General features: G+C 38.3%; 10 protein-coding genes, 5 rRNA genes, 1 pseudogene and 1 other annotated feature. Of the genes and pseudogenes, 14 read left to right on the top strand and 2 right to left on the bottom strand.

Annotated elements, in window-relative coordinates; translation table 11 throughout:
* Nucleotides 1–126: 126 nt before the first annotated feature.
* A complete protein-coding gene (locus KTC92_RS12200; RefSeq protein WP_220287425.1) occupies nt 127–786 on the top strand; it encodes an AIM24 family protein in 660 nt (219 codons plus the stop codon).
* A 13-nt stretch (nt 787–799) separates the two neighbouring features.
* Nucleotides 800–1,624: a TerD family protein gene (locus KTC92_RS12195; RefSeq protein WP_258280596.1), complete on the top strand. Its 825-nt coding sequence runs from the start codon at nt 800–802 to the stop codon at nt 1,622–1,624.
* Nucleotides 1,625–1,733: 109 nt separating this feature from the next.
* Here KTC92_RS12195 and KTC92_RS12190 read toward each other — a convergent pair whose 3' ends face one another.
* Nucleotides 1,734–4,262, bottom strand: a complete 2,529-nt coding sequence (locus tag KTC92_RS12190) for a YceG family protein (protein ID WP_253198282.1) — start codon at nt 4,260–4,262, stop codon at nt 1,734–1,736.
* Between the two features lie 249 nt (nt 4,263–4,511).
* Between KTC92_RS12190 and KTC92_RS12185 the strand changes: the two genes are divergently transcribed.
* From KTC92_RS12185 to KTC92_RS12175, 3 genes and pseudogenes are all read left to right on the top strand, one after another.
* Nucleotides 4,512–4,823 (top strand): hypothetical protein, encoded by a 312-nt coding sequence (locus tag KTC92_RS12185; RefSeq protein WP_216304206.1) that lies wholly within the window; start codon nt 4,512–4,514, stop codon nt 4,821–4,823.
* Nucleotides 4,824–4,975: 152 nt separating this feature from the next.
* Nucleotides 4,976–5,680, top strand: coding sequence for a glutaminyl-peptide cyclotransferase (locus tag KTC92_RS12180; protein ID WP_216304207.1), 705 nt, complete (start codon nt 4,976–4,978; stop codon nt 5,678–5,680).
* 32 nt (nt 5,681–5,712) lie between these two features.
* A pseudogene (locus KTC92_RS12175) lies at nt 5,713–5,877 on the top strand (heavy metal-binding domain-containing protein); the annotation flags it as partial.
* Nucleotides 5,878–5,986: 109 nt separating this feature from the next.
* Here KTC92_RS12175 and asnA read toward each other — a convergent pair.
* Nucleotides 5,987–7,009: an aspartate--ammonia ligase gene (asnA, locus tag KTC92_RS12170; RefSeq protein ID WP_220287424.1), complete on the bottom strand. Its 1,023-nt coding sequence runs from the start codon at nt 7,007–7,009 to the stop codon at nt 5,987–5,989.
* Between the two features lie 106 nt (nt 7,010–7,115).
* Nucleotides 7,116–7,367 (bottom strand) — a binding site (T-box leader).
* A gap of 220 nt (nt 7,368–7,587) precedes the next feature.
* On the opposite strand from asnA, the gene KTC92_RS12165 reads away from it, so the two are divergent.
* From KTC92_RS12165 to KTC92_RS12120, 9 genes are all read left to right on the top strand, one after another.
* Nucleotides 7,588–8,058, top strand: a complete 471-nt coding sequence (locus KTC92_RS12165; protein WP_220287423.1) for a VanZ family protein — start codon at nt 7,588–7,590, stop codon at nt 8,056–8,058.
* Between the two features lie 443 nt (nt 8,059–8,501).
* A complete protein-coding gene (locus KTC92_RS12160; protein ID WP_220287422.1) occupies nt 8,502–9,026 on the top strand; it encodes an NUDIX domain-containing protein in 525 nt (174 codons plus the stop codon).
* A 51-nt stretch (nt 9,027–9,077) separates the two neighbouring features.
* Complete coding sequence (locus tag KTC92_RS12155; protein ID WP_216304211.1) at nt 9,078–9,683, top strand: histidine phosphatase family protein; 606 nt, start codon at nt 9,078–9,080, stop codon at nt 9,681–9,683.
* 82 nt (nt 9,684–9,765) lie between these two features.
* Nucleotides 9,766–10,899, top strand: coding sequence for an alanine--glyoxylate aminotransferase family protein (locus KTC92_RS12150; protein WP_220287421.1), 1,134 nt, complete (start codon nt 9,766–9,768; stop codon nt 10,897–10,899).
* A gap of 753 nt (nt 10,900–11,652) precedes the next feature.
* Nucleotides 11,653–13,170: ribosomal RNA gene (locus KTC92_RS12145) — 16S ribosomal RNA — on the top strand.
* 292 nt (nt 13,171–13,462) lie between these two features.
* Nucleotides 13,463–16,388: ribosomal RNA gene (locus KTC92_RS12140) — 23S ribosomal RNA — on the top strand.
* 116 nt (nt 16,389–16,504) lie between these two features.
* Nucleotides 16,505–16,621, top strand: a 5S ribosomal RNA gene (rrf, locus tag KTC92_RS12135).
* Nucleotides 16,622–17,744: 1,123 nt separating this feature from the next.
* Nucleotides 17,745–19,262: ribosomal RNA gene (locus KTC92_RS12125) — 16S ribosomal RNA — on the top strand.
* 292 nt (nt 19,263–19,554) lie between these two features.
* Nucleotides 19,555–22,480, top strand: a 23S ribosomal RNA gene (locus KTC92_RS12120).
* Together the 16S, 23S and 5S rRNA genes form the textbook arrangement of a ribosomal RNA operon.
* The last annotated feature ends 81 nt before the right edge of the window (nt 22,481–22,561 follow it).

The following is a 22,561-nucleotide window of genomic DNA, read 5'->3' as shown; positions in this document are numbered from 1 at the left end:
TAAATCATTAACAACATTATGATATACTTTACACATAGAATTTTAAAAAATGGAAGTTTGCAAAAATACATAGAGTACATAGTTAGAAATTCCGCTATATTTAAATTGAGAAAGGAGTCAACATACATGTTTAATTTTAGAAATCACCAAGAGCTTACTTGCATCGCCGAGGGAGATGGACATTTTTTTGCAAAAGTTGGTGCTATGGTGGCTTACACGGGTAATTTTACTCAAGAAAAAGTATTAGTAGATACAAATAACAATCAAAGCATATTCAAATCTGTTATGAATCTAGCTGCTAGAAAGCTGACAGGTGAGAATATTCCTATTATGAAAGTAAATGGACGGGGAAGTTATTATATGGCAGACAAAGCACAACATATTAGTATAATTACACTTCAGTCAGGTCAGAGTATAGGAGTTGAAGGAGAAAATTTACTTGCTTTTACGCAGGAGTGTAAATATGGAGTTAGATTTATGGGGTCAGGTGTAATATCTCAAAAGGGTATGTTTACATCAAATTTAACAGCTACTTCTAATAATGCGCAGGTAGTTATAACTACAAATGGAAACCCGATTATTCTAGAGTCTCCTTGCGTAGTAGATCCTGATGCAGTAGTATGCTGGACAGGCGCTGACCCTCATTTTAAAACGGATGTAAATTGGAAAACTTTTCTTGGGCAAACCTCTGGAGAATCCTATATGTTAGAATTTAATTCTCAGGGCGAAACTGTAATTATCCAGCCTTGTGAAAGAACTTCAGGATTAAATGTTGCAATAGATTAGGAGGTACGTGTTTGTGGCTATAATTATTGAAAGCAGTAATAAAAAAATAATATCTCAAAAGAGACAATATGGAAAATTAATTGTTGAGACCTCAATTATTCCCGAAAAAAAGGCAACTGTAGTAATGGCGCCAAATCAGAACACGAATAAGAATAATGCTGAAGGGTTAAACAATGTACATTCTAAAATTATTTCTGAGCCTAAAGTTAATGTCCCATTAAAGGTAAATAATATGAAAAAAAGAAAACTTGTGGATGTTACTAAAAGCATTAAATTAGCGAAAGGGCAGAAGTTAAGCTTAAATCAGAACGCTAAAAATCTTTCGAAATTAATAGTAACATTAGATTATAATATAATAAAAAATAGTTATAATGAGTTTGATTTAGATGTATCGGTATTTATGGTAGATATAAATGATAAAACAGCAGAGAAAGACTTTATTTTTTATGAAAACACTAAGAGCACTTGTGGCGGAATAGTAATTAAAAAGGATCATAATACTTCTCTTAAGGAAGCTTACAATGAGTGCATACAGCTAGATTTAAATCTAATACCACTTCGCATTCAAAAATTAGCGTTTACTGTAACCGTATATGAAGCAAATGAAAGGAAGCAAAACTTTGGGCAAGTATCAGATGGATATTTTAGAATTATAGCGGGTGACAATAAACAAGAAATTCTAAACTATAAATTTAATGAAAATTTATCTGTAGAAACAGCCATCGTAGTAGCTGAGATATATAGATATAAAAATGAATGGAAAATTAATTGCATAGGTAGTGGATTTAGAGGTGGGTTAGAAGCTTTGTGTAATAATTATGGGATCGATACGGTTTAGGAATTGATTGTTAGCTTTGAAATTCCTAAATATCAACATTATATAACTTATATTTAAAATAAATAAGGGACTTTACTCAATAAGTCCCTTATTTGTTTTTTGAAGAAAATCATTTGAAATTAAAGATGTTAGAAAAGAATTTTTTTGCTTTTTCTTTGGTATATTTTTTTTCGTTTTTAAAATCAGGTAAGGATAAATTGAAATTAACTTCTTCTAATCTATGAGTATCATAAAATTTTTCCTGGATTTTTCCTTCTATGTTATTATAGCCAGTAGGAGTTAATATAGTAATGTCAAATCCAAATATGTTTAAAAAACATAATACAATGGAATCTTCATCGCTAAAAATACTTTCATTATTATCATAAATAACAAGTTTAGGTATTTTTGAAGGGTAATCATACTGCTGAATTAGCTGTAGTATATTTTTATCAAGATTTAAGATGGTCATTAAAATCTTTAATTTGAATTCTTTATCTATAGTTTTTATTAGCATATCGGTTTTCATCAAATAATTTATTTTTTGCAAAATAGTATGTTGCAGGGAAGTTTTTAAATAAGAAAATTTGTAACAGCTATGATTTAGTAGTTTTTGTTTATCAATTAACCCGATATTATCAAGTACAAAGGCTAAGGAGTATAAATCGGTTTTGGAGTAGGTTACCTTAGTAAAAGGAAGTTCAGCTATAAATAATGTATTATCTGATGATTTTAACTTGAAGAAATCATTCCAATATAAATTTAAATCGCTGTGTACACCGCTTATTTTCGCGAATAAGTTTGGCATATATATGGTGCTATTCTCTACTTTAAATCCTGTGCGCAAACTAGAAGGTTCATCCCATAAAATTTTCAGCTCATAAAAGGTAGTTTTTAACGTAGTAGGGTGAGTTTCATATTTTTCAAATTGCCAAGGCTTATAAAAGCCATCATCATCGGTATATAGTGTAGCCTCTAATTCCCTTGAGGCTTTTAGAGCAATAGTTTCGTGTCTTATGAGTAATTCTTCTTTTGGAAATTCTTTTAAATGTGATTTATATGGGAGTTCAAAGCTTTTTGAAAATAGATCACTATATTCTGTAATCTCTAAAATCATATCACAGAAGGAATTTATATATATAATATCACAGCCTAATCTAGATAAAAAAATCAAGAATAAAAGCTCATGTTTTTTAATATCACCATAATATATTACTTTAGGATTAAAAATTTCATCGGACGAAGTATTTTGAAAGTCGAAATTTTTCATAAGGTTTGGAACAAATTCATAAACCCAAGAAAGTAATTTCAAAGAAAAATTTCTAACTTTGGACAGGTTTAAATTTTTTTCTTCCTTACAGTATAAATCTAATATATAGCTAAAACTATTTGCCATAGAGCAATTTAAAGTATGATTACTCGTGGGGAAAACCTTGTGTTCTAGAAATAGAGCCGCAAGCTTCCTTGTGAGTGATACATCAAAAGGATCTATATATTGCCATATGTTTAAAGTACTGGTGATTAATTTAGGATTAGAGCGTATGGGTATAGAGTCTGTGAATTTTAAATATAAACCATCGAAGATACTAAAGTTTTTGTCTAATCTAAATAGATCATTATAATAGTCATCTTCATTTTGCTTTATTCCTATATATCTATAAAAATATACTGGGATAAAAGCAGAAGATCCACCTAAAAATCCAATTCTTTTATTGGCAGGAAGGGTTAAATCATCAAATATATTTATACTGCATTTAAGGATAATATTAATAGAATCTTTAAAGGTTATGTCTAAAGATGAATTTCTGTTTTCTACAACATATTGTTTGTTTTGATTAATAGTTTTTTGAGATTCAATAGTACCCTCTCTTTTGGCTTTAGTATTAGTAAGGTTTGTTTTAAAATTAAGATCTATTAATGGTTCAGTCTTAGGTAAAATTATGAGTTTTGAATACATATTTTCTTTATCAATTTTGACGAAATCCATATCGGATAGTGAATTAACATAAAGCACATCACAACCTAGCTTCGATAAGAATATTAAAAAATATATTTCATGTTTTTTTATCTCACCATAAAAAAGGACTTTAGGATTAATAATATCTTTTTCAATTTTAGGGTTATAATCAGAGTTTTGGAATAATTTTGGAATAAATTCTCCAATCCATCCTAAAAATTTAACAGCAAAATTCTTGATTACAGTTTCAGTAACATTAGGTTTATTTGCTAAATAAAGATCTAAGGTTTCGTCAAAACTACTTTCAATATAATCATTGAGGAAGTTGTTTTTTATGTTCGGCAGTAGTCCTTTAGTTTTAAGAATACTAATTAAAGTATTTCTTTGGAGTGGATTGGAACTAAGAAGTCCATCCCAGGGTATTTGTAATATAGAGGTAGATAAAATTGTCATTGGTATTCCTGAGGTGAATTTTAAATATGAGCTTTGAAGTGAAGTCAGCTCATCGTTTAGTTTATGTAAATTCTCATAATAGAGTTCTTTATTTTCACAAGAGCCAATATATCTATAAAAATAAATAGGTATATTAGGTGATTTCGATCTAATAAACCCAGGACGTTTATTTACAGGAACAAATATATCTTTAAATAAATTTTGTGATTCTAAAATAGATGTACTTATCTGTTTTCTAGTATTAATCAAAGTTTAACCCCCAATCTTATTTCTAGATCTATAGTACCGACTGATATAGATTTAGAAAATAAAATTAAATTTATATAAAGAAATTTAATAATAAAATGAGATTTTATTTATTAAAAATAATATACAGTTATTATAACTAGTTTATCATTTAATGTATAAAAACACTATAAAACTCTAAGGCTAATAATAGAAATACGAAAGGAAATAAAGAATACTATAAACATACTAAGACAGAGAGGATGTTATAAATTGAAAATAAATGAATCACTAGTATGCCCAAAATGTAATAGTAAAAACTTCGAAATAAAACATGAGGCAACTTATCTCTATACATATAAAATAGATACAGTAAATATAAATATAGATGATGAAGGAGCAGAAAATCTTCCGTTTTTATTTGATAATAGAGAACAGACTTGTTTCAAGGAATTTATAGAATGTAATCAGTGTGGCACCAAATATCCTTGCTGCTTTGATAAAGACAATCAAACTGTAGATTTGACTATAATGAAAAAGGCAATAAGAGCAGACAATGTAAAAAAACCTGAGTTCCTTGGGTGAAGATCCAGGGTCAACTTTTATAATTTGTATATATAGGAACATATCATGTGAAATGCGCTTCAAATAATGTATATTTTTGGGGCACACTAATATAGCTATTGAAATATACATATAATAAATATAAAATATAAACTATTTAGGAAGTGAGGGTTATGATATATTTCAATAATGTTCCAAGATATTCTTATAATATTATAAACACTTATCCACATGATGTTAATGCTTTCACCGAGGGGCTAGTATATGAAGATGGGCTTCTTTATGAAAGCACCGGAAGAATTAATGAATCCACACTACGTAAAGTAGATTTGCAAACAGGAGAGATTTTAAAGTTACACAAATTAGATAGAAATTATTTTGGCGAAGGAATTACACTTTATAATGATAAAATTTTTCAGCTAACATGGAAATCTAATGTGGGATTTATTTATGATAAAGATACTTTTAATTTAATTAATAAATTTTACTATAATACAGAGGGGTGGGGAATCACTCACAACGATGAGCATTTAATTATGAGTGATGGTACAGATGAAATATATTTTTTAAATCCCCAAAATTTTAAAAAGGTGTATAGTATTAAAGTACATGATGAATTTAAGCCTATTAAAAAACTAAATGAATTGGAGTTTATTAAAGGGGAAATTTATGCGAATGTATGGAAATGTGATAAAATTGCTAGAATTTGTCCACATAGCGGGAAAATAACTGGATGGATAGAGCTTAAAGGACTGCTAAGTCCTAAAGAATGTAAAAGAGCAGGTACACTGAATGGAATAACGTATGATAAAAAAAATAATCGCACCTTTGTAACTGGAAAGATGTGGCCTAAAATATTTGAAATAAAATTAATTTAGAAATGTGTTAATTTGTTAATATAGCTGGAGATGGGGAAATTAAAAGTTACTCAGAGATGATGAATGAAGATCAGGCTATAGCAACAAAACGTATGGCAGAATAAACTGAAGGTTTGGGTGCTGATGGTGTTATTAACATAAGATATGCAACTAGCGCAGAGGTTATTGCTTATGGAACTGCGGTAAAATGTAAATAGTAATAAATTATAAATATTACAAAAATAACTTTAGAAAAACACTGTAATAGTTAGTTACAGTGTTTTTCTAAAGTTAATCTTTTTTGAACAATATTTAGTTTTCTCTTTGTTATAGTAAAACTATATTCTCTTCTATACAATCGGTTATCATTTCATCTGGCCATATTGAGGAGTGAACTTCACCAATATGAGCCTTGTTTAGGAAATACATACACATTCTAGATTGGCCTATGCCACCACCCATAGTATATGGGAGCTTACCTTCCAGTAACATCCTATGGAATTCTAATGTACAACGTTTCTCACAACCTGATAATGCAAGTTGCTCTTTTAGCGCTATTTCATCAACTCTTATTCCCATAGAGGAAAGTTCAAAGGCTTTTTCTAGTATTGGATACCAGAATACGATATCTCCATTAAGTGACCAATCGTCATAGTCGGGAGCTCTACCATCGTGCTTTTCGCCAGATTTTAGGTCGCCACCAATTTGCATTATAAATACTGCAAGTTTTTCTTTGCATATGGCATCTTCCCTTTCTTTTGGAGTAAGAGAAGGGTACATATCCTCTAGTTCTTGTGTAGTTATAAAGAATATTTTTTCAGGTAAAAATTGGTCTATTTCAGGATATAGTTTGTGGATATGATCCTCAGTATCTTTAAAAACTGCATAAATACTAGTTACAATTTCTTTTAACTTATCTAAAGTTCTTTCTTTTTTAAGAATGACCTTTTCCCAATCCCATTGGTCCACATATATGGAGTGAAGGTTATCTAAATCTTCATCGCGTCTTATAGCATTCATATCAGTATATAGACCTTCTCCGGACTCAAAATTATATCTATATAAAGCCATTCGTTTCCATTTAGCTAAAGAATGTACGATTTCAATAGGTGTATCATGCATGGCTTTCATATCAAAGGAAACAGCACGTTCAGTACCGCTTAGGTTATCATTTAAACCGGTGCTAGACTTTACGAAAAGAGGAGCTGAGACCCTGGTAAGAGCTAACTCTTTTGATAGCCTGTTTTCAAAATAATCTTTTAATTGTTTAATAGCAATTTCCGTATGCTTTAATCCGAGAAGTGGATTGTATCCATCGGGAATTGCAAGTCCTTTTTTGTAAGTTATCATAAATAAAACCTCCTAGTAATGTTGTGATTTTTTTTGTAATGATTATAATGGTCGTGCTAAATAATTTTGAAAATTTAAACAAAAAATAAAAAACCTTCATCCTAGTTTCTAGGACGAAAGGTTAGACTTCCGTGGTACCACCTAAATTAGCTGAAAAAGCTCACTCATAATCAGTACGGAAACAAATCTTCGATACTGCCCTATAAATAACGGTTAGGCTCCGTCCATACCTAATTTCACAAGGATTTCAGTTGGAAACTCAGAGATGTTATTCAACATAGGCTTTGTATGGAACTTACACTATAATCCACTCGCTTTAACTACTTCCTACATTTACTCTTCTCGTCACAGTTTTTAGATAAATAACTTTAAATCATTTTAACTTGCAAGATGAAATTTGTCAACCTGCAAAAATAAATGTTTGGTTTTACAGGGTACTTCTCTATGTTAAAGGACTGTAACCATTACGTGCTGTTACTAAAGTCTCTAAAGATATTGTTATTGACAAGTATATTTAATTAAATCATAATTGAAGTGTTAATAAAGGGAAGTTAGTGAAATAATTGAGGGGTGTGTATATGAAGAAAAAACATATAGATTGGATTTTGGTTATAGGGTGGATGATATTAATATTTTTGTTTTCTAGCCAAGTTGGAGAAGTATCAAGTGGAAATAATAAATTAGTTGCATCTGTATTCAACTTACTTGGATTAGATTTAAATAGCATATTTGGGACTTTGAGTGATTTTATAGTTAGAAAAGCAGCTCATTTCACTGAATATTTTATTTTATATTTTCTGTTATATAGAGCTATAAATACAAAGAAGAATCTAGACATTAAAGTTTTTATTAAGGTTATATTGATTGTGTTTTTATATGCATGCTCAGATGAGTTTCATCAAGCTTTTGTTCCGGGAAGAGGACCTGCCTTTCGAGATGTGCTAATAGATACTTGTGGAGGCCTTGCCGCATTCTTGACGATGTATATTTGTGTCACATTTAAAGAAAAATTAGCTTCTTCGAAAAAAGACCTGACTAAATTTAAATAAAATTTTGCTCCGATAGCTAATCAACTGCCCGCTTGATTAGCTATCGGAGCTTTTACATTTAAGATATTCACTTAATACCAGACAAACCAACATTAATTGATGTGTTACAAAAATTATTTCTAAGGGGTAGGGTTAAGGTTAAGGTGAGAGTAAGAAGGTCTTTATTTATAAATTAAAAGGAGATATATATTTCATGGAATATAGTAAATATAGTTTAGTAAAAGAATTATCGTCCATTATAATTACTAAATATAAATTAACCAATGAAATAAGGTTATAATAGGGGGAGATGATAAACTTTGAGTTATCCATTTGATTGCATAACCGGGTTAACAAATGAATCTAAGTAAATAATATAATCTTATAGTTATGAGAAATCACAGAGAAAACATATATTAATAGTGCATTTATAAATCCAAATTGAAATAGGGCAGGTAAATAAAATGGAATTAATAAAAGAGATATATGAAAAGGATATTGGTTACAACTATGAGGATATAGGTATTAGTTATAAGCTCAGGAAAGCATCAAGATCGATAGTATTAAATGATTCACGGAAAATAGCTTTATTATATGTATCAAAGAATAACTACCACAAATTGCCGGGCGGAGGAATTGAAGCAGGCGAAGATCGAAATATTGCTTTAAATCGCGAGGTTAAGGAAGAAGCTGGGGTTAATATTGATATTTTAGGTGAAGTAGGTACAATAATAGAATATAAAAATATGCAAAAATTACTGCAAATATCATACTGCTTCTATTCTAAAGTTAAAGGATGTATTAAACAACCATCATTTACAGATGAGGAAATAGATAATGGATTTCAATTAAAATGGGTTGCATTAGATGAAGCTATACTTATTCTTGAGAATGATACACCGGATAATTACATTGGTAAATTCATTCAAATAAGAGATTTATTGTTTCTGAAAAGGGCAGAAGGTATTTTAAAGAGCAAAAATATATAATAATTGTTAGATATTTGGTATTATCTTATTATAGTAAGGGGGTGGGTTAAAATGAAAATATATATAACAAGACATGGGGAAACAGAATGGAATAGAGAAGGCAGAATGCAGGGATGGAAGGATTCTAATTTAACTGAAATGGGAATTGATAATGCTAAAAAGCTCGGCGTAAGTTTAAAAGATATAGATTTTGATTATATTTATTGTAGCCCGCTGGGAAGGGCTGTTGATACAGCGAAGTACATTAGAGGAAATAAGGATACAGAAATAATTAAAATTGAATCTTTAAAAGAAATGGGATTTGGTATATGGGAAGGCATGGATCAAGAAAAAGTAAAAGAACTATATCCCTTGCAGCAGTTTAATTTCTGGAATAAGCCTTATTTGTATCAACCTGTAGAGGGCGAAGGCTTTGATCAATTGATTAATAGAGTAAAAAAAGTATTGTATGACATTGCGAGTAATACTATTGGTGAAAACATTTTAATAATATCACATACACTTGTAATAAAGGCGATCTATTCAATAATCAAGAATTATTCTCTTGATGGATTTTGGAATAAACCATTTATGTATGATACATGTTTAACTGTATTAGAAGTTGAAGATGAGAAAATCGAAATTATTTTAGAGGCTGATATTTCACATTTAAATTAAGGATATGAATAAGAAAACAGCATATGTAGTGATATAATTTTTAATATAAGAATATAAATTATAGTTTAAGGGAGTGAAAATTATGAAAGTGTCTCAAATAATGACTCCAGGACCCACGGAGGTAAGAGAGAACGTCAGGATGGCCAGAACTCTAGCTACTACTAATCCAGATTTAGATTTACAGTTTTATGAATTTTACAAAGAAACTTGTGAGGAAATAGGTCGGTTCTTAAAAACTAATAACGAAGTTAGAATATTAAGTGGTGAGGGGATTTTAAGTCTTGAGGCTGCATGTGCATCTCTTACTGAAAATTATGATAGGGTATTGGTAATTGATAATGGAATATTTGGAGAAGGATTTGCTGATTTTGTTAAGATGTACGGTGGAGAAGCGGTTTTTTTTAAAGGGAATAGGAAATGTAAGATAGATATAACAGAACTTGAAAAATTTCTTGAAAAAGATCATGACTTTAAATATGCTACGGTAGTACATTGTGATACGCCTTCAGGAGTTTTAAATGACATAGATAAAATATGTAATTTATTAAAGAAAAAGGGTATATTAACGGTGGTAGATAGTGTAGCGGCTATGGGTGGAGAAGATATAAGAGTAGATGAATGGAAAATAGATATAGCATTAGGTGCTTCACAGAAATGCGTTTCTGCTCCAGCAGGGCTCACTTTTTTAAGTATCAGTGAAGATGCATTTAAATTAATGCAGCAGAGAAAAAAACCAATAGCTTCTTACTATTGTAATTTACTTCTATGGAAGGATTACTACGAAAACAAATGGTTTCCATATACACCACCAATAAGTGATATCGTTGGACTAAGACAGGCTATCGATAATATACTGGATGATGAAGAGATAATTTTTAGGCATAATTCTATTGGTAAAGCTACAAGAAAAGCTGTAATGGAAGCAGGCCTTAATTTATATATTGAAGAGGGATATTCTAATACGGTAACAGTTATAGAAATACCTGAGGCTATAAATGATAAACAACTATTAAAACATATGGTTGACGAATTTAATGTATTTATAGCTGGCTCATTCGGATATCTACAGGGGAAAGTAATAAGAATAGGACATATGGGAGAAAATGCGAAAAAGGATAAAGTAGCATATACTTTACTTGCATTACAATACTCATTAAAAGCACTAGGTTTTGAGTGTGAAAAAAATATGGCTGAAGTTTTTTTAAATGAAGTATAATTAAATAATCCATTTTTAAAACAAACATAATAATAGGTATAAGATGTAGAATAAATTATAAGCCGGTGAGGAATGACGGCTGAACTAAAGTCAAACCATAAAATTCTTATATCTATATTCTAGATTTAATCTAGATCTAATGATATTCCAAAACAGGGAGTAGATATTGAAAAGGGGGGATTAGCCTATATTAATTTGAATATGAAAATGATGCTGTTGTATATGGCTTAATGGCATTAAAAGATTAAATACAATGTAATTTGAGGACGTTATAGATAAGAACAAAGTATACTAATCCTAGTGTATCAGTGTGAAAAAGATTTGATAATTAGTAGTATAATGAAGGATATTGAGTATAATTGCCATATTTAGCGAATTGGCGTGAATGTGTAATAGGTGTACATGATAGAATACTCCTTGTCGTCGCGAATGAGTAACGATAAAGGTGAAGATTGATAAATTAACATTTAACACTTTAAAAATACAATTTAAAAATGTTTAAAAAGTTGTTGACAAAACAAACAATACCTAGTATAATAGTAAAAGTCGTCAGTTGATGGCAAGCAACAAATTGGTCTTTGAAAATTAAACAGAGAAATAGGTAAAGATAGCGAAATAATATTTCGTTAAACCAGTTAATTACTTTAGTATAAAGTAAAATTTAGTCGTAAGACTAAAAGTATGTAATGAGCTTGCGTAACAACTTAACAGTTGTCGCAGATTAATCATTTCAACTAAAAAAGTGTAAACTTTTAAATTGAGAGTTTGATCCTGGCTCAGGACGAACGCTGGCGGCGTGCCTAACACATGCAAGTCGAGCGATGAAACCTTTCGGGGTGGATTAGCGGCGGACGGGTGAGTAACACGTGGGTAACCTGCCTCAAAGAGGGGAATAGCCTCCCGAAAGGGAGATTAATACCGCATAATATGTTTTGGTCGCATGATCGAAACATCAAAGGATTTTTCTTCGGAAAATTCCACTTTGAGATGGACCCGCGGCGCATTAGCTAGTTGGTGAGGTAACGGCTCACCAAGGCGACGATGCGTAGCCGACCTGAGAGGGTGATCGGCCACATTGGAACTGAGACACGGTCCAGACTCCTACGGGAGGCAGCAGTGGGGAATATTGCGCAATGGGGGAAACCCTGACGCAGCAACGCCGCGTGAATGATGAAGGCCTTCGGGTTGTAAAGTTCTGTCTTCTGGGACGATAATGACGGTACCAGAGGAGGAAGCCACGGCTAACTACGTGCCAGCAGCCGCGGTAATACGTAGGTGGCAAGCGTTGTCCGGATTTACTGGGCGTAAAGGATGCGTAGGCGGACATTTAAGTCAGATGTGAAATACCCGAGCTTAACTTGGGTGCTGCATTTGAAACTGGGTGTCTAGAGTGCAGGAGAGGTAAGTGGAATTCCTAGTGTAGCGGTGAAATGCGTAGAGATTAGGAAGAACACCAGTGGCGAAGGCGACTTACTGGACTGTAACTGACGCTGAGGCATGAAAGCGTGGGGAGCAAACAGGATTAGATACCCTGGTAGTCCACGCCGTAAACGATGAATACTAGGTGTCGGGGGTCGAACCTCGGTGCCGCCGTTAACACATTAAGTATTCCGCCTGGGGAGTACGATCGCAAGATTAAAACTCAAAGGAATTGACGGGGGCCCGCACAAGCAGCGGAGCATGTGGTTTAATTCGAAGCAACGCGAAGAACCTTACCTAGACTTGACATCCCCTGCATAACCCAGAGATGGGCGAAGTCCTTCGGGACAGGGTGACAGGTGGTGCATGGTTGTCGTCAGCTCGTGTCGTGAGATGTTGGGTTAAGTCCCGCAACGAGCGCAACCCTTATCATTAGTTGCTACCATTAAGTTGAGCACTCTAGTGAGACTGCCCGGGTTAACCGGGAGGAAGGTGGGGATGACGTCAAATCATCATGCCCCTTATGTCTAGGGCTACACACGTGCTACAATGGTGAGTACAAAGAGATGCAAGACCGCAAGGTGGAGCCAAACTCAAAAACTCATCCCAGTTCGGATTGTAGGCTGCAACTCGCCTACATGAAGCCGGAGTTGCTAGTAATCGCGAATCAGCATGTCGCGGTGAATACGTTCCCGGGCCTTGTACACACCGCCCGTCACACCATGAGAGTTGGTAACACCCGAAGTCCGTGAGGTAACCGTAAGGAGCCAGCGGCCGAAGGTGGGATTGATGATTGGGGTGAAGTCGTAACAAGGTAGCCGTAGGAGAACCTGCGGCTGGATCACCTCCTTTCTAGGGAGTAGATGTATTGACTTCGGTCGATGCAATAGAAGAATATTAATTTGTTCTTCAAAAATATCTATTGTAATTAATCGTACCTAGTTCTCTGTTTAATTTTGAGAGACTAATTTTATCTAACTCTTAGGAGTTAGATAATGAATAGTTTTTCTTAAAATGTTCTTTGAAAATTGCACAGTGAAAAAAGTTGTTTTAAAAAAATTAAAACTACGCAAGTAGTTTATAAATTGATTTAATACAATTTCGCAAAATTAATATAACCGTCTATGTAAATAGACAGAATCAAGGTCAAGCTACAAAGGGCGCATGGCGAATGCCTTGGCACTAGGAGCCGAAGAAGGACGCGTTAAGCTGCGATAAGCTTTGGGTAGGCGCAAATAGCCTGTGATCCAAAGATTTCCGAATGGGGGAACCCACATAGTAACAACTATGTACTGCATACTGAATAAATAGGTATGCAGAGGTAGACCCGGGGAACTGAAACATCTAAGTACCCGGAGGAAGAGAAAGAAACATCGATTTCCTAAGTAGCGGCGAGCGAAAGGGAAAGAGCCCAAACCCAGGTCTTTGATCTGGGGGTTGAGGATAGATCATAAATACTGCAATTCCTTAATTGAAGATAGCTGGAAAGCTGCTCCGCAGAAGGTAATAGGCCTGTAAATGAAAAGGAAAAACAGTCAGATCTAATCCAGAGTACCACGAGACACGTGAAACCTTGTGGGAAGCTGGGAGGACCACCTCCCAAGGCTAAATACTACCTAGTGACCGATAGTGAAGAAGTACCGTGAGGGAAAGGTGAAAAGAACCCCGGAAGGGGAGTGAAATAGAACCTGAAACCGTGTGCCTACAACCGGTCGAAGCACTTTATATGTGTGACGGCGTGCTTTTTGTAGAACGAGCCAACGAGTTACGATATGTAGCAAGGTTAAGTACTTAAGGTACGGAGCCGAAGGGAAACCAAGTCTGAATAGGGCGCATAGTTGCATGTCGTAGACCCGAAACCGGGTGACCTATCCATGGCCAGGATGAAGCGGAAGTAAAATTCCGTGGAGGTCCGAACCACGTTGGTGTTGAAAAACCATGGGATGAGCTGTGGATAGCGGAGAAATTCCAATCGAACTCGGAGATAGCTGGTTCTCCTCGAAATAGCTTTAGGGCTAGCGTCGATTAATTGAGTAATGGAGGTAGAGCACTGAATGGGCTAGGGGCTGACAACAGTTACTGAACCCTATCAAACTCCGAATGCCATATACTTTTATTTCGGCAGTCAGACTGCGAATGATAAGATCCGTAGTCAAAAGGGAAACAGCCCAGACCATCAGCTAAGGTCCCAAAGTGTAAGTTAAGTGGAAAAGGATGTGGGATTTCTAAGACAACTAGGATGTTGGCTCAGAAGCAGCCACTCATTTAAAGAGTGCGTAATAGCTCACTAGTCAAGAGATCCTGCGCCGAAGATGTCCGGGGCTAAAACTTACCACCGAAGCTATGGGTGTACACAATTGTGTACGCGGTAGAGGAGCTTTCTGTACTGGCTGAAGTCATACCGTAAGGAGTGGTGGACGGTACAGAAGTGAGAATGTTGGCATGAGTAGCGAGAGTTAAGTGAGAATCTTAACGGTCGAAAACCTAAGGTTTCCTGAGGAAGGCTCGTCCTCTCAGGGTTAGTCGGGACCTAAGCCGAGGCCGAAAGGCGTAGGTGATGGACAATCGGTTGATATTCCGATACCACCAATGGACGTTATTAGAAATGGGATGACGCAGGAGGATAAGATGTGCACACTATTGGATGTGTGTCTAAGCATTTAGGCGGAGCAAGCAGGCAAATCCGTTTGCTCTTAACGCTGAGATGTGATGGGGAAGGGAATTTATTCCCGAAGTATCTGATTCCACGCTGCCAAGAAAAGTCTCTATCGAGGATATTGGTGCCCGTACCGCAAACCGACACAGGTAGGTGAGGAGAGAATCCTAAGACCATCGGAAGAATTGTTGTTAAGGAACTCGGCAAATTGACCCCGTAACTTCGGGAGAAGGGGTGCCTACGTAAGTAGGTCGCAGAGAATAGGCCCAAGCAACTGTTTAGCAAAAACACAGGTCTCTGCTAAAGCGAAAGCTGATGTATAGGGGCTGACGCCTGCCCGGTGCTGGAAGGTTAAGGGGATTACTTAGCGCAAGCGAAGGTATGAACTTAAGCCCCAGTAAACGGCGGCCGTAACTATAACGGTCCTAAGGTAGCGAAATTCCTTGTCGGGTAAGTTCCGACCCGCACGAATGGCGTAATGATTTGGGCACTGTCTCAACAACACATCCGGCGAAATTGTAGTGCAAGTGAAGATGCTTGCTACCCGCGATTGGACGGAAAGACCCCGTAGAGCTTTACTGTAGCTTAGCATTGAATTTCGGTATTGTCTGTACAGGATAGGTGGGAGACTGAGAAACATGGGCGTCAGCCTGTGTGGAGTCATCCTTGGGATACCACCCTGACAGTACTGAGGTTCTAACTGGAGGCCATGAATCTGGTCACAGGACATTGTTAGGTGGGCAGTTTGACTGGGGCGGTCGCCTCCAAAAAAGTAACGGAGGCGCCCAAAGGTTCCCTCAGCGCGGTTGGAAATCGCGCGAAGAGTGCAAAGGCAGAAGGGAGCCTGACTGCGACACTTACAAGTGGAGCAGGGACGAAAGTCGGGCTTAGTGATCCGGTGGTACCTCGTGGGAGGGCCATCGCTCAACGGATAAAAGCTACCTCGGGGATAACAGGCTGATCTCCCCCAAGAGTCCACATCGACGGGGAGGTTTGGCACCTCGATGTCGGCTCGTCGCATCCTGGGGCTGAAGTAGGTCCCAAGGGTTGGGCTGTTCGCCCATTAAAGCGGCACGCGAGCTGGGTTCAGAACGTCGTGAGACAGTTCGGTCCCTATCCGTCGCGGGCGTAGGAAATTTGAAGGGAGCTGTCCTTAGTACGAGAGGACCGGGATGGACAAACCTCTGGTGCACCAGTTGTCACGCCAGTGGCATCGCTGGGTAGCTATGTTTGGAAGGGATAAACGCTGAAAGCATCTAAGCGTGAAGCCCACCCTGAGATGAGATTTCCCATAACTCGCACGTAAGTGCGGTGTTAGTAAGACTCCTGGAAGACCACCAGGTTGATAGGTTAGAGGTGTAAGCATGGTAACATGTTCAGCTGACTAATACTAATAAGTCGAGGGCTTGACCTAAATATATAATTAAAAGTAATGCGATATACTTCTTTCGTAAGAAAGAAGCGAGGCTTTGAGCGTGAGCGAAAAGACTAATTCACTGTGCAATTTTCAGAGAATATTTATATTCTCAATCTGGTGATTATGGCATGAAGGTAACACCCGTTCCCATACCGAACACGAAGGTTAAGCTTCAATGCGCCGATGGTACTGCAGGGGTGACCTTGTGGAAGAGTAGGTTGTCGCCAGGTAAGAAAAAACCGCTAAGTTATACTTAGCGGTTTTTATTGTGCGCCTGAAATTGGCGCTTACGTGTCGGTGAAAGTCCGATGCGGGGGAATGGTACCAACCGTTAGATTAAGACAAGGGTGTCCACCGTGAGGTGGAATCTGGAGGAAGTCGGCAGCAAAACTCTAGATAGAGAATTGTAGGGGACATATTAATGCTGGATATACATGGGCAGTAGATGTCGACATCTCTAAACACTTTGATACGATAAATCATGATAAGTTAATAAGGATGCTATCGAAAGATATTAAAGATAGTAGAGTAATGTCTCTGATACGAAAGTATCTAGAAAGTGGAGAAATGATAAATGGGATTTTTATGAATACAGAAGAGGGATCTAAATAAATAAATTAATTACTTAGATCCCTCTCGATTGGTTAGAAATAATTAACTATTAAAATTAACACTAAAATTTTAATAGTCTAATGAAGCCGAAATGGCCTTACTTGTTTTGGTAAAGTTGGAATACTTGGAGTATTGATTGAGGAGCTATTTACTTTTATAAGTGGAATAGTTATTATGAAGAATCATGTAAATATATTAACATGACTATTAGTAGCGACGAATTTTGGTAAGCCGTACAAAGGTCTTATAATATTGAACAGAGTATCTAGAACATTAGTATAAATGATACTTACCCATGTGTATCAGGATGCGGAATATTGAATTATTTAGACTTATATGTAGAAATATGAATATAATCTAGCTAGAGTACCTATGTTGTGAAATTATACTCTTATTTATATGATAGAATACTCCTTGTCGTCACAAACGAGTGCACGATAAACTAAGTGTTGATAACTATTTAATATGTTTTCAAATGAAAATAAGTTTTAAAAAGTTGTTGACAAAACAAGAAATACCTAGTAATATAGTAGAAGTCGTCACATGATGACAAAGCAAATTGGTCTTTGAAAATTAAACAGAGAAATAGGTAAAGATAGCGAAATAATATTTCGTTAAACCAGTTAATTACTTTAGTATAAAGTAAAATTTAGTCGTAAGACTAAAAGTATGTAATGAGCTTGCGTAACAACTTAACAGTTGTCGCAGATTAATCATTTCAACTAAAAAAGTGTAAACTTTTAAATTGAGAGTTTGATCCTGGCTCAGGACGAACGCTGGCGGCGTGCCTAACACATGCAAGTCGAGCGATGAAACCTTTCGGGGTGGATTAGCGGCGGACGGGTGAGTAACACGTGGGTAACCTGCCTCAAAGAGGGGAATAGCCTCCCGAAAGGGAGATTAATACCGCATAATATGTTTTGGTCGCATGATCGAAACATCAAAGGATTTTTCTTCGGAAAATTCCACTTTGAGATGGACCCGCGGCGCATTAGCTAGTTGGTGAGGTAACGGCTCACCAAGGCGACGATGCGTAGCCGACCTGAGAGGGTGATCGGCCACATTGGAACTGAGACACGGTCCAGACTCCTACGGGAGGCAGCAGTGGGGAATATTGCGCAATGGGGGAAACCCTGACGCAGCAACGCCGCGTGAATGATGAAGGCCTTCGGGTTGTAAAGTTCTGTCTTCTGGGACGATAATGACGGTACCAGAGGAGGAAGCCACGGCTAACTACGTGCCAGCAGCCGCGGTAATACGTAGGTGGCAAGCGTTGTCCGGATTTACTGGGCGTAAAGGATGCGTAGGCGGACATTTAAGTCAGATGTGAAATACCCGAGCTTAACTTGGGTGCTGCATTTGAAACTGGGTGTCTAGAGTGCAGGAGAGGTAAGTGGAATTCCTAGTGTAGCGGTGAAATGCGTAGAGATTAGGAAGAACACCAGTGGCGAAGGCGACTTACTGGACTGTAACTGACGCTGAGGCATGAAAGCGTGGGGAGCAAACAGGATTAGATACCCTGGTAGTCCACGCCGTAAACGATGAATACTAGGTGTCGGGGGTCGAACCTCGGTGCCGCCGTTAACACATTAAGTATTCCGCCTGGGGAGTACGATCGCAAGATTAAAACTCAAAGGAATTGACGGGGGCCCGCACAAGCAGCGGAGCATGTGGTTTAATTCGAAGCAACGCGAAGAACCTTACCTAGACTTGACATCCCCTGCATAACCCAGAGATGGGCGAAGTCCTTCGGGACAGGGTGACAGGTGGTGCATGGTTGTCGTCAGCTCGTGTCGTGAGATGTTGGGTTAAGTCCCGCAACGAGCGCAACCCTTATCATTAGTTGCTACCATTAAGTTGAGCACTCTAGTGAGACTGCCCGGGTTAACCGGGAGGAAGGTGGGGATGACGTCAAATCATCATGCCCCTTATGTCTAGGGCTACACACGTGCTACAATGGTGAGTACAAAGAGATGCAAGACCGCAAGGTGGAGCCAAACTCAAAAACTCATCCCAGTTCGGATTGTAGGCTGCAACTCGCCTACATGAAGCCGGAGTTGCTAGTAATCGCGAATCAGCATGTCGCGGTGAATACGTTCCCGGGCCTTGTACACACCGCCCGTCACACCATGAGAGTTGGTAACACCCGAAGTCCGTGAGGTAACCGTAAGGAGCCAGCGGCCGAAGGTGGGATTGATGATTGGGGTGAAGTCGTAACAAGGTAGCCGTAGGAGAACCTGCGGCTGGATCACCTCCTTTCTAGGGAGTAGATGTATTGACTTCGGTCGATGCAATAGAAGAATATTAATTTGTTCTTCAAAAATATCTATTGTAATTAATCGTACCTAGTTCTCTGTTTAATTTTGAGAGACTAATTTTATCTAACTCTTAGGAGTTAGATAATGAATAGTTTTTCTTAAAATGTTCTTTGAAAATTGCACAGTGAAAAAAGTTGTTTTAAAAAAATTAAAACTACGCAAGTAGTTTATAAATTGATTTAATACAATTTCGCAAAATTAATATAACCGTCTATGTAAATAGACAGAATCAAGGTCAAGCTACAAAGGGCGCATGGCGAATGCCTTGGCACTAGGAGCCGAAGAAGGACGCGTTAAGCTGCGATAAGCTTTGGGTAGGCGCAAATAGCCTGTGATCCAAAGATTTCCGAATGGGGGAACCCACATAGTAACAACTATGTACTGCATACTGAATAAATAGGTATGCAGAGGTAGACCCGGGGAACTGAAACATCTAAGTACCCGGAGGAAGAGAAAGAAACATCGATTTCCTAAGTAGCGGCGAGCGAAAGGGAAAGAGCCCAAACCCAGGTCTTTGATCTGGGGGTTGAGGATAGATCATAAATACTGCAATTCCTTAATTGAAGATAGCTGGAAAGCTGCTCCGCAGAAGGTAATAGGCCTGTAAATGAAAAGGAAAAACAGTCAGATCTAATCCAGAGTACCACGAGACACGTGAAACCTTGTGGGAAGCTGGGAGGACCACCTCCCAAGGCTAAATACTACCTAGTGACCGATAGTGAAGAAGTACCGTGAGGGAAAGGTGAAAAGAACCCCGGAAGGGGAGTGAAATAGAACCTGAAACCGTGTGCCTACAACCGGTCGAAGCACTTTATATGTGTGACGGCGTGCTTTTTGTAGAACGAGCCAACGAGTTACGATATGTAGCAAGGTTAAGTACTTAAGGTACGGAGCCGAAGGGAAACCAAGTCTGAATAGGGCGCATAGTTGCATGTCGTAGACCCGAAACCGGGTGACCTATCCATGGCCAGGATGAAGCGGAAGTAAAATTCCGTGGAGGTCCGAACCACGTTGGTGTTGAAAAACCATGGGATGAGCTGTGGATAGCGGAGAAATTCCAATCGAACTCGGAGATAGCTGGTTCTCCTCGAAATAGCTTTAGGGCTAGCGTCGATTAATTGAGTAATGGAGGTAGAGCACTGAATGGGCTAGGGGCTGACAACAGTTACTGAACCCTATCAAACTCCGAATGCCATATACTTTTATTTCGGCAGTCAGACTGCGAATGATAAGATCCGTAGTCAAAAGGGAAACAGCCCAGACCATCAGCTAAGGTCCCAAAGTGTAAGTTAAGTGGAAAAGGATGTGGGATTTCTAAGACAACTAGGATGTTGGCTCAGAAGCAGCCACTCATTTAAAGAGTGCGTAATAGCTCACTAGTCAAGAGATCCTGCGCCGAAGATGTCCGGGGCTAAAACTTACCACCGAAGCTATGGGTGTACACAATTGTGTACGCGGTAGAGGAGCTTTCTGTACTGGCTGAAGTCATACCGTAAGGAGTGGTGGACGGTACAGAAGTGAGAATGTTGGCATGAGTAGCGAGAGTTAAGTGAGAATCTTAACGGTCGAAAACCTAAGGTTTCCTGAGGAAGGCTCGTCCTCTCAGGGTTAGTCGGGACCTAAGCCGAGGCCGAAAGGCGTAGGTGATGGACAATCGGTTGATATTCCGATACCACCAATGGACGTTATTAGAAATGGGATGACGCAGGAGGATAAGATGTGCACACTATTGGATGTGTGTCTAAGCATTTAGGCGGAGCAAGCAGGCAAATCCGTTTGCTCTTAACGCTGAGATGTGATGGGGAAGGGAATTTATTCCCGAAGTATCTGATTCCACGCTGCCAAGAAAAGTCTCTATCGAGGATATTGGTGCCCGTACCGCAAACCGACACAGGTAGGTGAGGAGAGAATCCTAAGACCATCGGAAGAATTGTTGTTAAGGAACTCGGCAAATTGACCCCGTAACTTCGGGAGAAGGGGTGCCTACGTAAGTAGGTCGCAGAGAATAGGCCCAAGCAACTGTTTAGCAAAAACACAGGTCTCTGCTAAAGCGAAAGCTGATGTATAGGGGCTGACGCCTGCCCGGTGCTGGAAGGTTAAGGGGATTACTTAGCGCAAGCGAAGGTATGAACTTAAGCCCCAGTAAACGGCGGCCGTAACTATAACGGTCCTAAGGTAGCGAAATTCCTTGTCGGGTAAGTTCCGACCCGCACGAATGGCGTAATGATTTGGGCACTGTCTCAACAACACATCCGGCGAAATTGTAGTGCAAGTGAAGATGCTTGCTACCCGCGATTGGACGGAAAGACCCCGTAGAGCTTTACTGTAGCTTAGCATTGAATTTCGGTATTGTCTGTACAGGATAGGTGGGAGACTGAGAAACATGGGCGTCAGCCTGTGTGGAGTCATCCTTGGGATACCACCCTGACAGTACTGAGGTTCTAACTGGAGGCCATGAATCTGGTCACAGGACATTGTTAGGTGGGCAGTTTGACTGGGGCGGTCGCCTCCAAAAAAGTAACGGAGGCGCCCAAAGGTTCCCTCAGCGCGGTTGGAAATCGCGCGAAGAGTGCAAAGGCAGAAGGGAGCCTGACTGCGACACTTACAAGTGGAGCAGGGACGAAAGTCGGGCTTAGTGATCCGGTGGTACCTCGTGGGAGGGCCATCGCTCAACGGATAAAAGCTACCTCGGGGATAACAGGCTGATCTCCCCCAAGAGTCCACATCGACGGGGAGGTTTGGCACCTCGATGTCGGCTCGTCGCATCCTGGGGCTGAAGTAGGTCCCAAGGGTTGGGCTGTTCGCCCATTAAAGCGGCACGCGAGCTGGGTTCAGAACGTCGTGAGACAGTTCGGTCCCTATCCGTCGCGGGCGTAGGAAATTTGAAGGGAGCTGTCCTTAGTACGAGAGGACCGGGATGGACAAACCTCTGGTGCACCAGTTGTCACGCCAGTGGCATCGCTGGGTAGCTATGTTTGGAAGGGATAAACGCTGAAAGCATCTAAGCGTGAAGCCCACCCTGAGATGAGATTTCCCATAACTCGCACGTAAGTGCGGTGTTAGTAAGACTCCTGGAAGACCACCAGGTTGATAGGTTAGAGGTGTAAGCATGGTAACATGTTCAGCTGACTAATACTAATAAGTCGAGGGCTTGACCTAAATATATAATTAAAAGTAATGCGATATACTTCTTTCGTAAGAAAGAAGCGAGGCTTTGAGCGTGAGCGAAAAGACTAATTC

Origin of the sequence: Clostridium sp. CM027, from assembly GCF_024730565.1 — a bacterium.
Lineage (GTDB): Bacteria > Bacillota > Clostridia > Clostridiales > Clostridiaceae > Clostridium_AD > Clostridium_AD estertheticum_B.
Note: the sequence above shows the minus strand (reverse complement) of the source record. Positions and strands in the feature narration are given on the sequence as shown.

What these genes read in the sequence shown, in the direction of transcription:
- KTC92_RS12155 (WP_216304211.1), top strand. Translation starts at nt 9,078, where the DNA reads ATGAAAATATATATAACAAGACATGGGGAAACAGAATGGAATAGAGAA.
- KTC92_RS12150 (WP_220287421.1), top strand. Translation starts at nt 9,766, where the DNA reads ATGAAAGTGTCTCAAATAATGACTCCAGGACCCACGGAGGTAAGAGAG.
- asnA (WP_220287424.1), bottom strand. Translation starts at nt 7,009, where the DNA reads ATGATAACTTACAAAAAAGGACTTGCAATTCCCGATGGATACAATCCA.
- KTC92_RS12180 (WP_216304207.1), top strand. Translation starts at nt 4,976, where the DNA reads ATGATATATTTCAATAATGTTCCAAGATATTCTTATAATATTATAAAC.
- KTC92_RS12160 (WP_220287422.1), top strand. Translation starts at nt 8,502, where the DNA reads ATGGAATTAATAAAAGAGATATATGAAAAGGATATTGGTTACAACTAT.
- KTC92_RS12200 (WP_220287425.1), top strand. Translation starts at nt 127, where the DNA reads ATGTTTAATTTTAGAAATCACCAAGAGCTTACTTGCATCGCCGAGGGA.
- KTC92_RS12165 (WP_220287423.1), top strand. Translation starts at nt 7,588, where the DNA reads ATGAAGAAAAAACATATAGATTGGATTTTGGTTATAGGGTGGATGATA.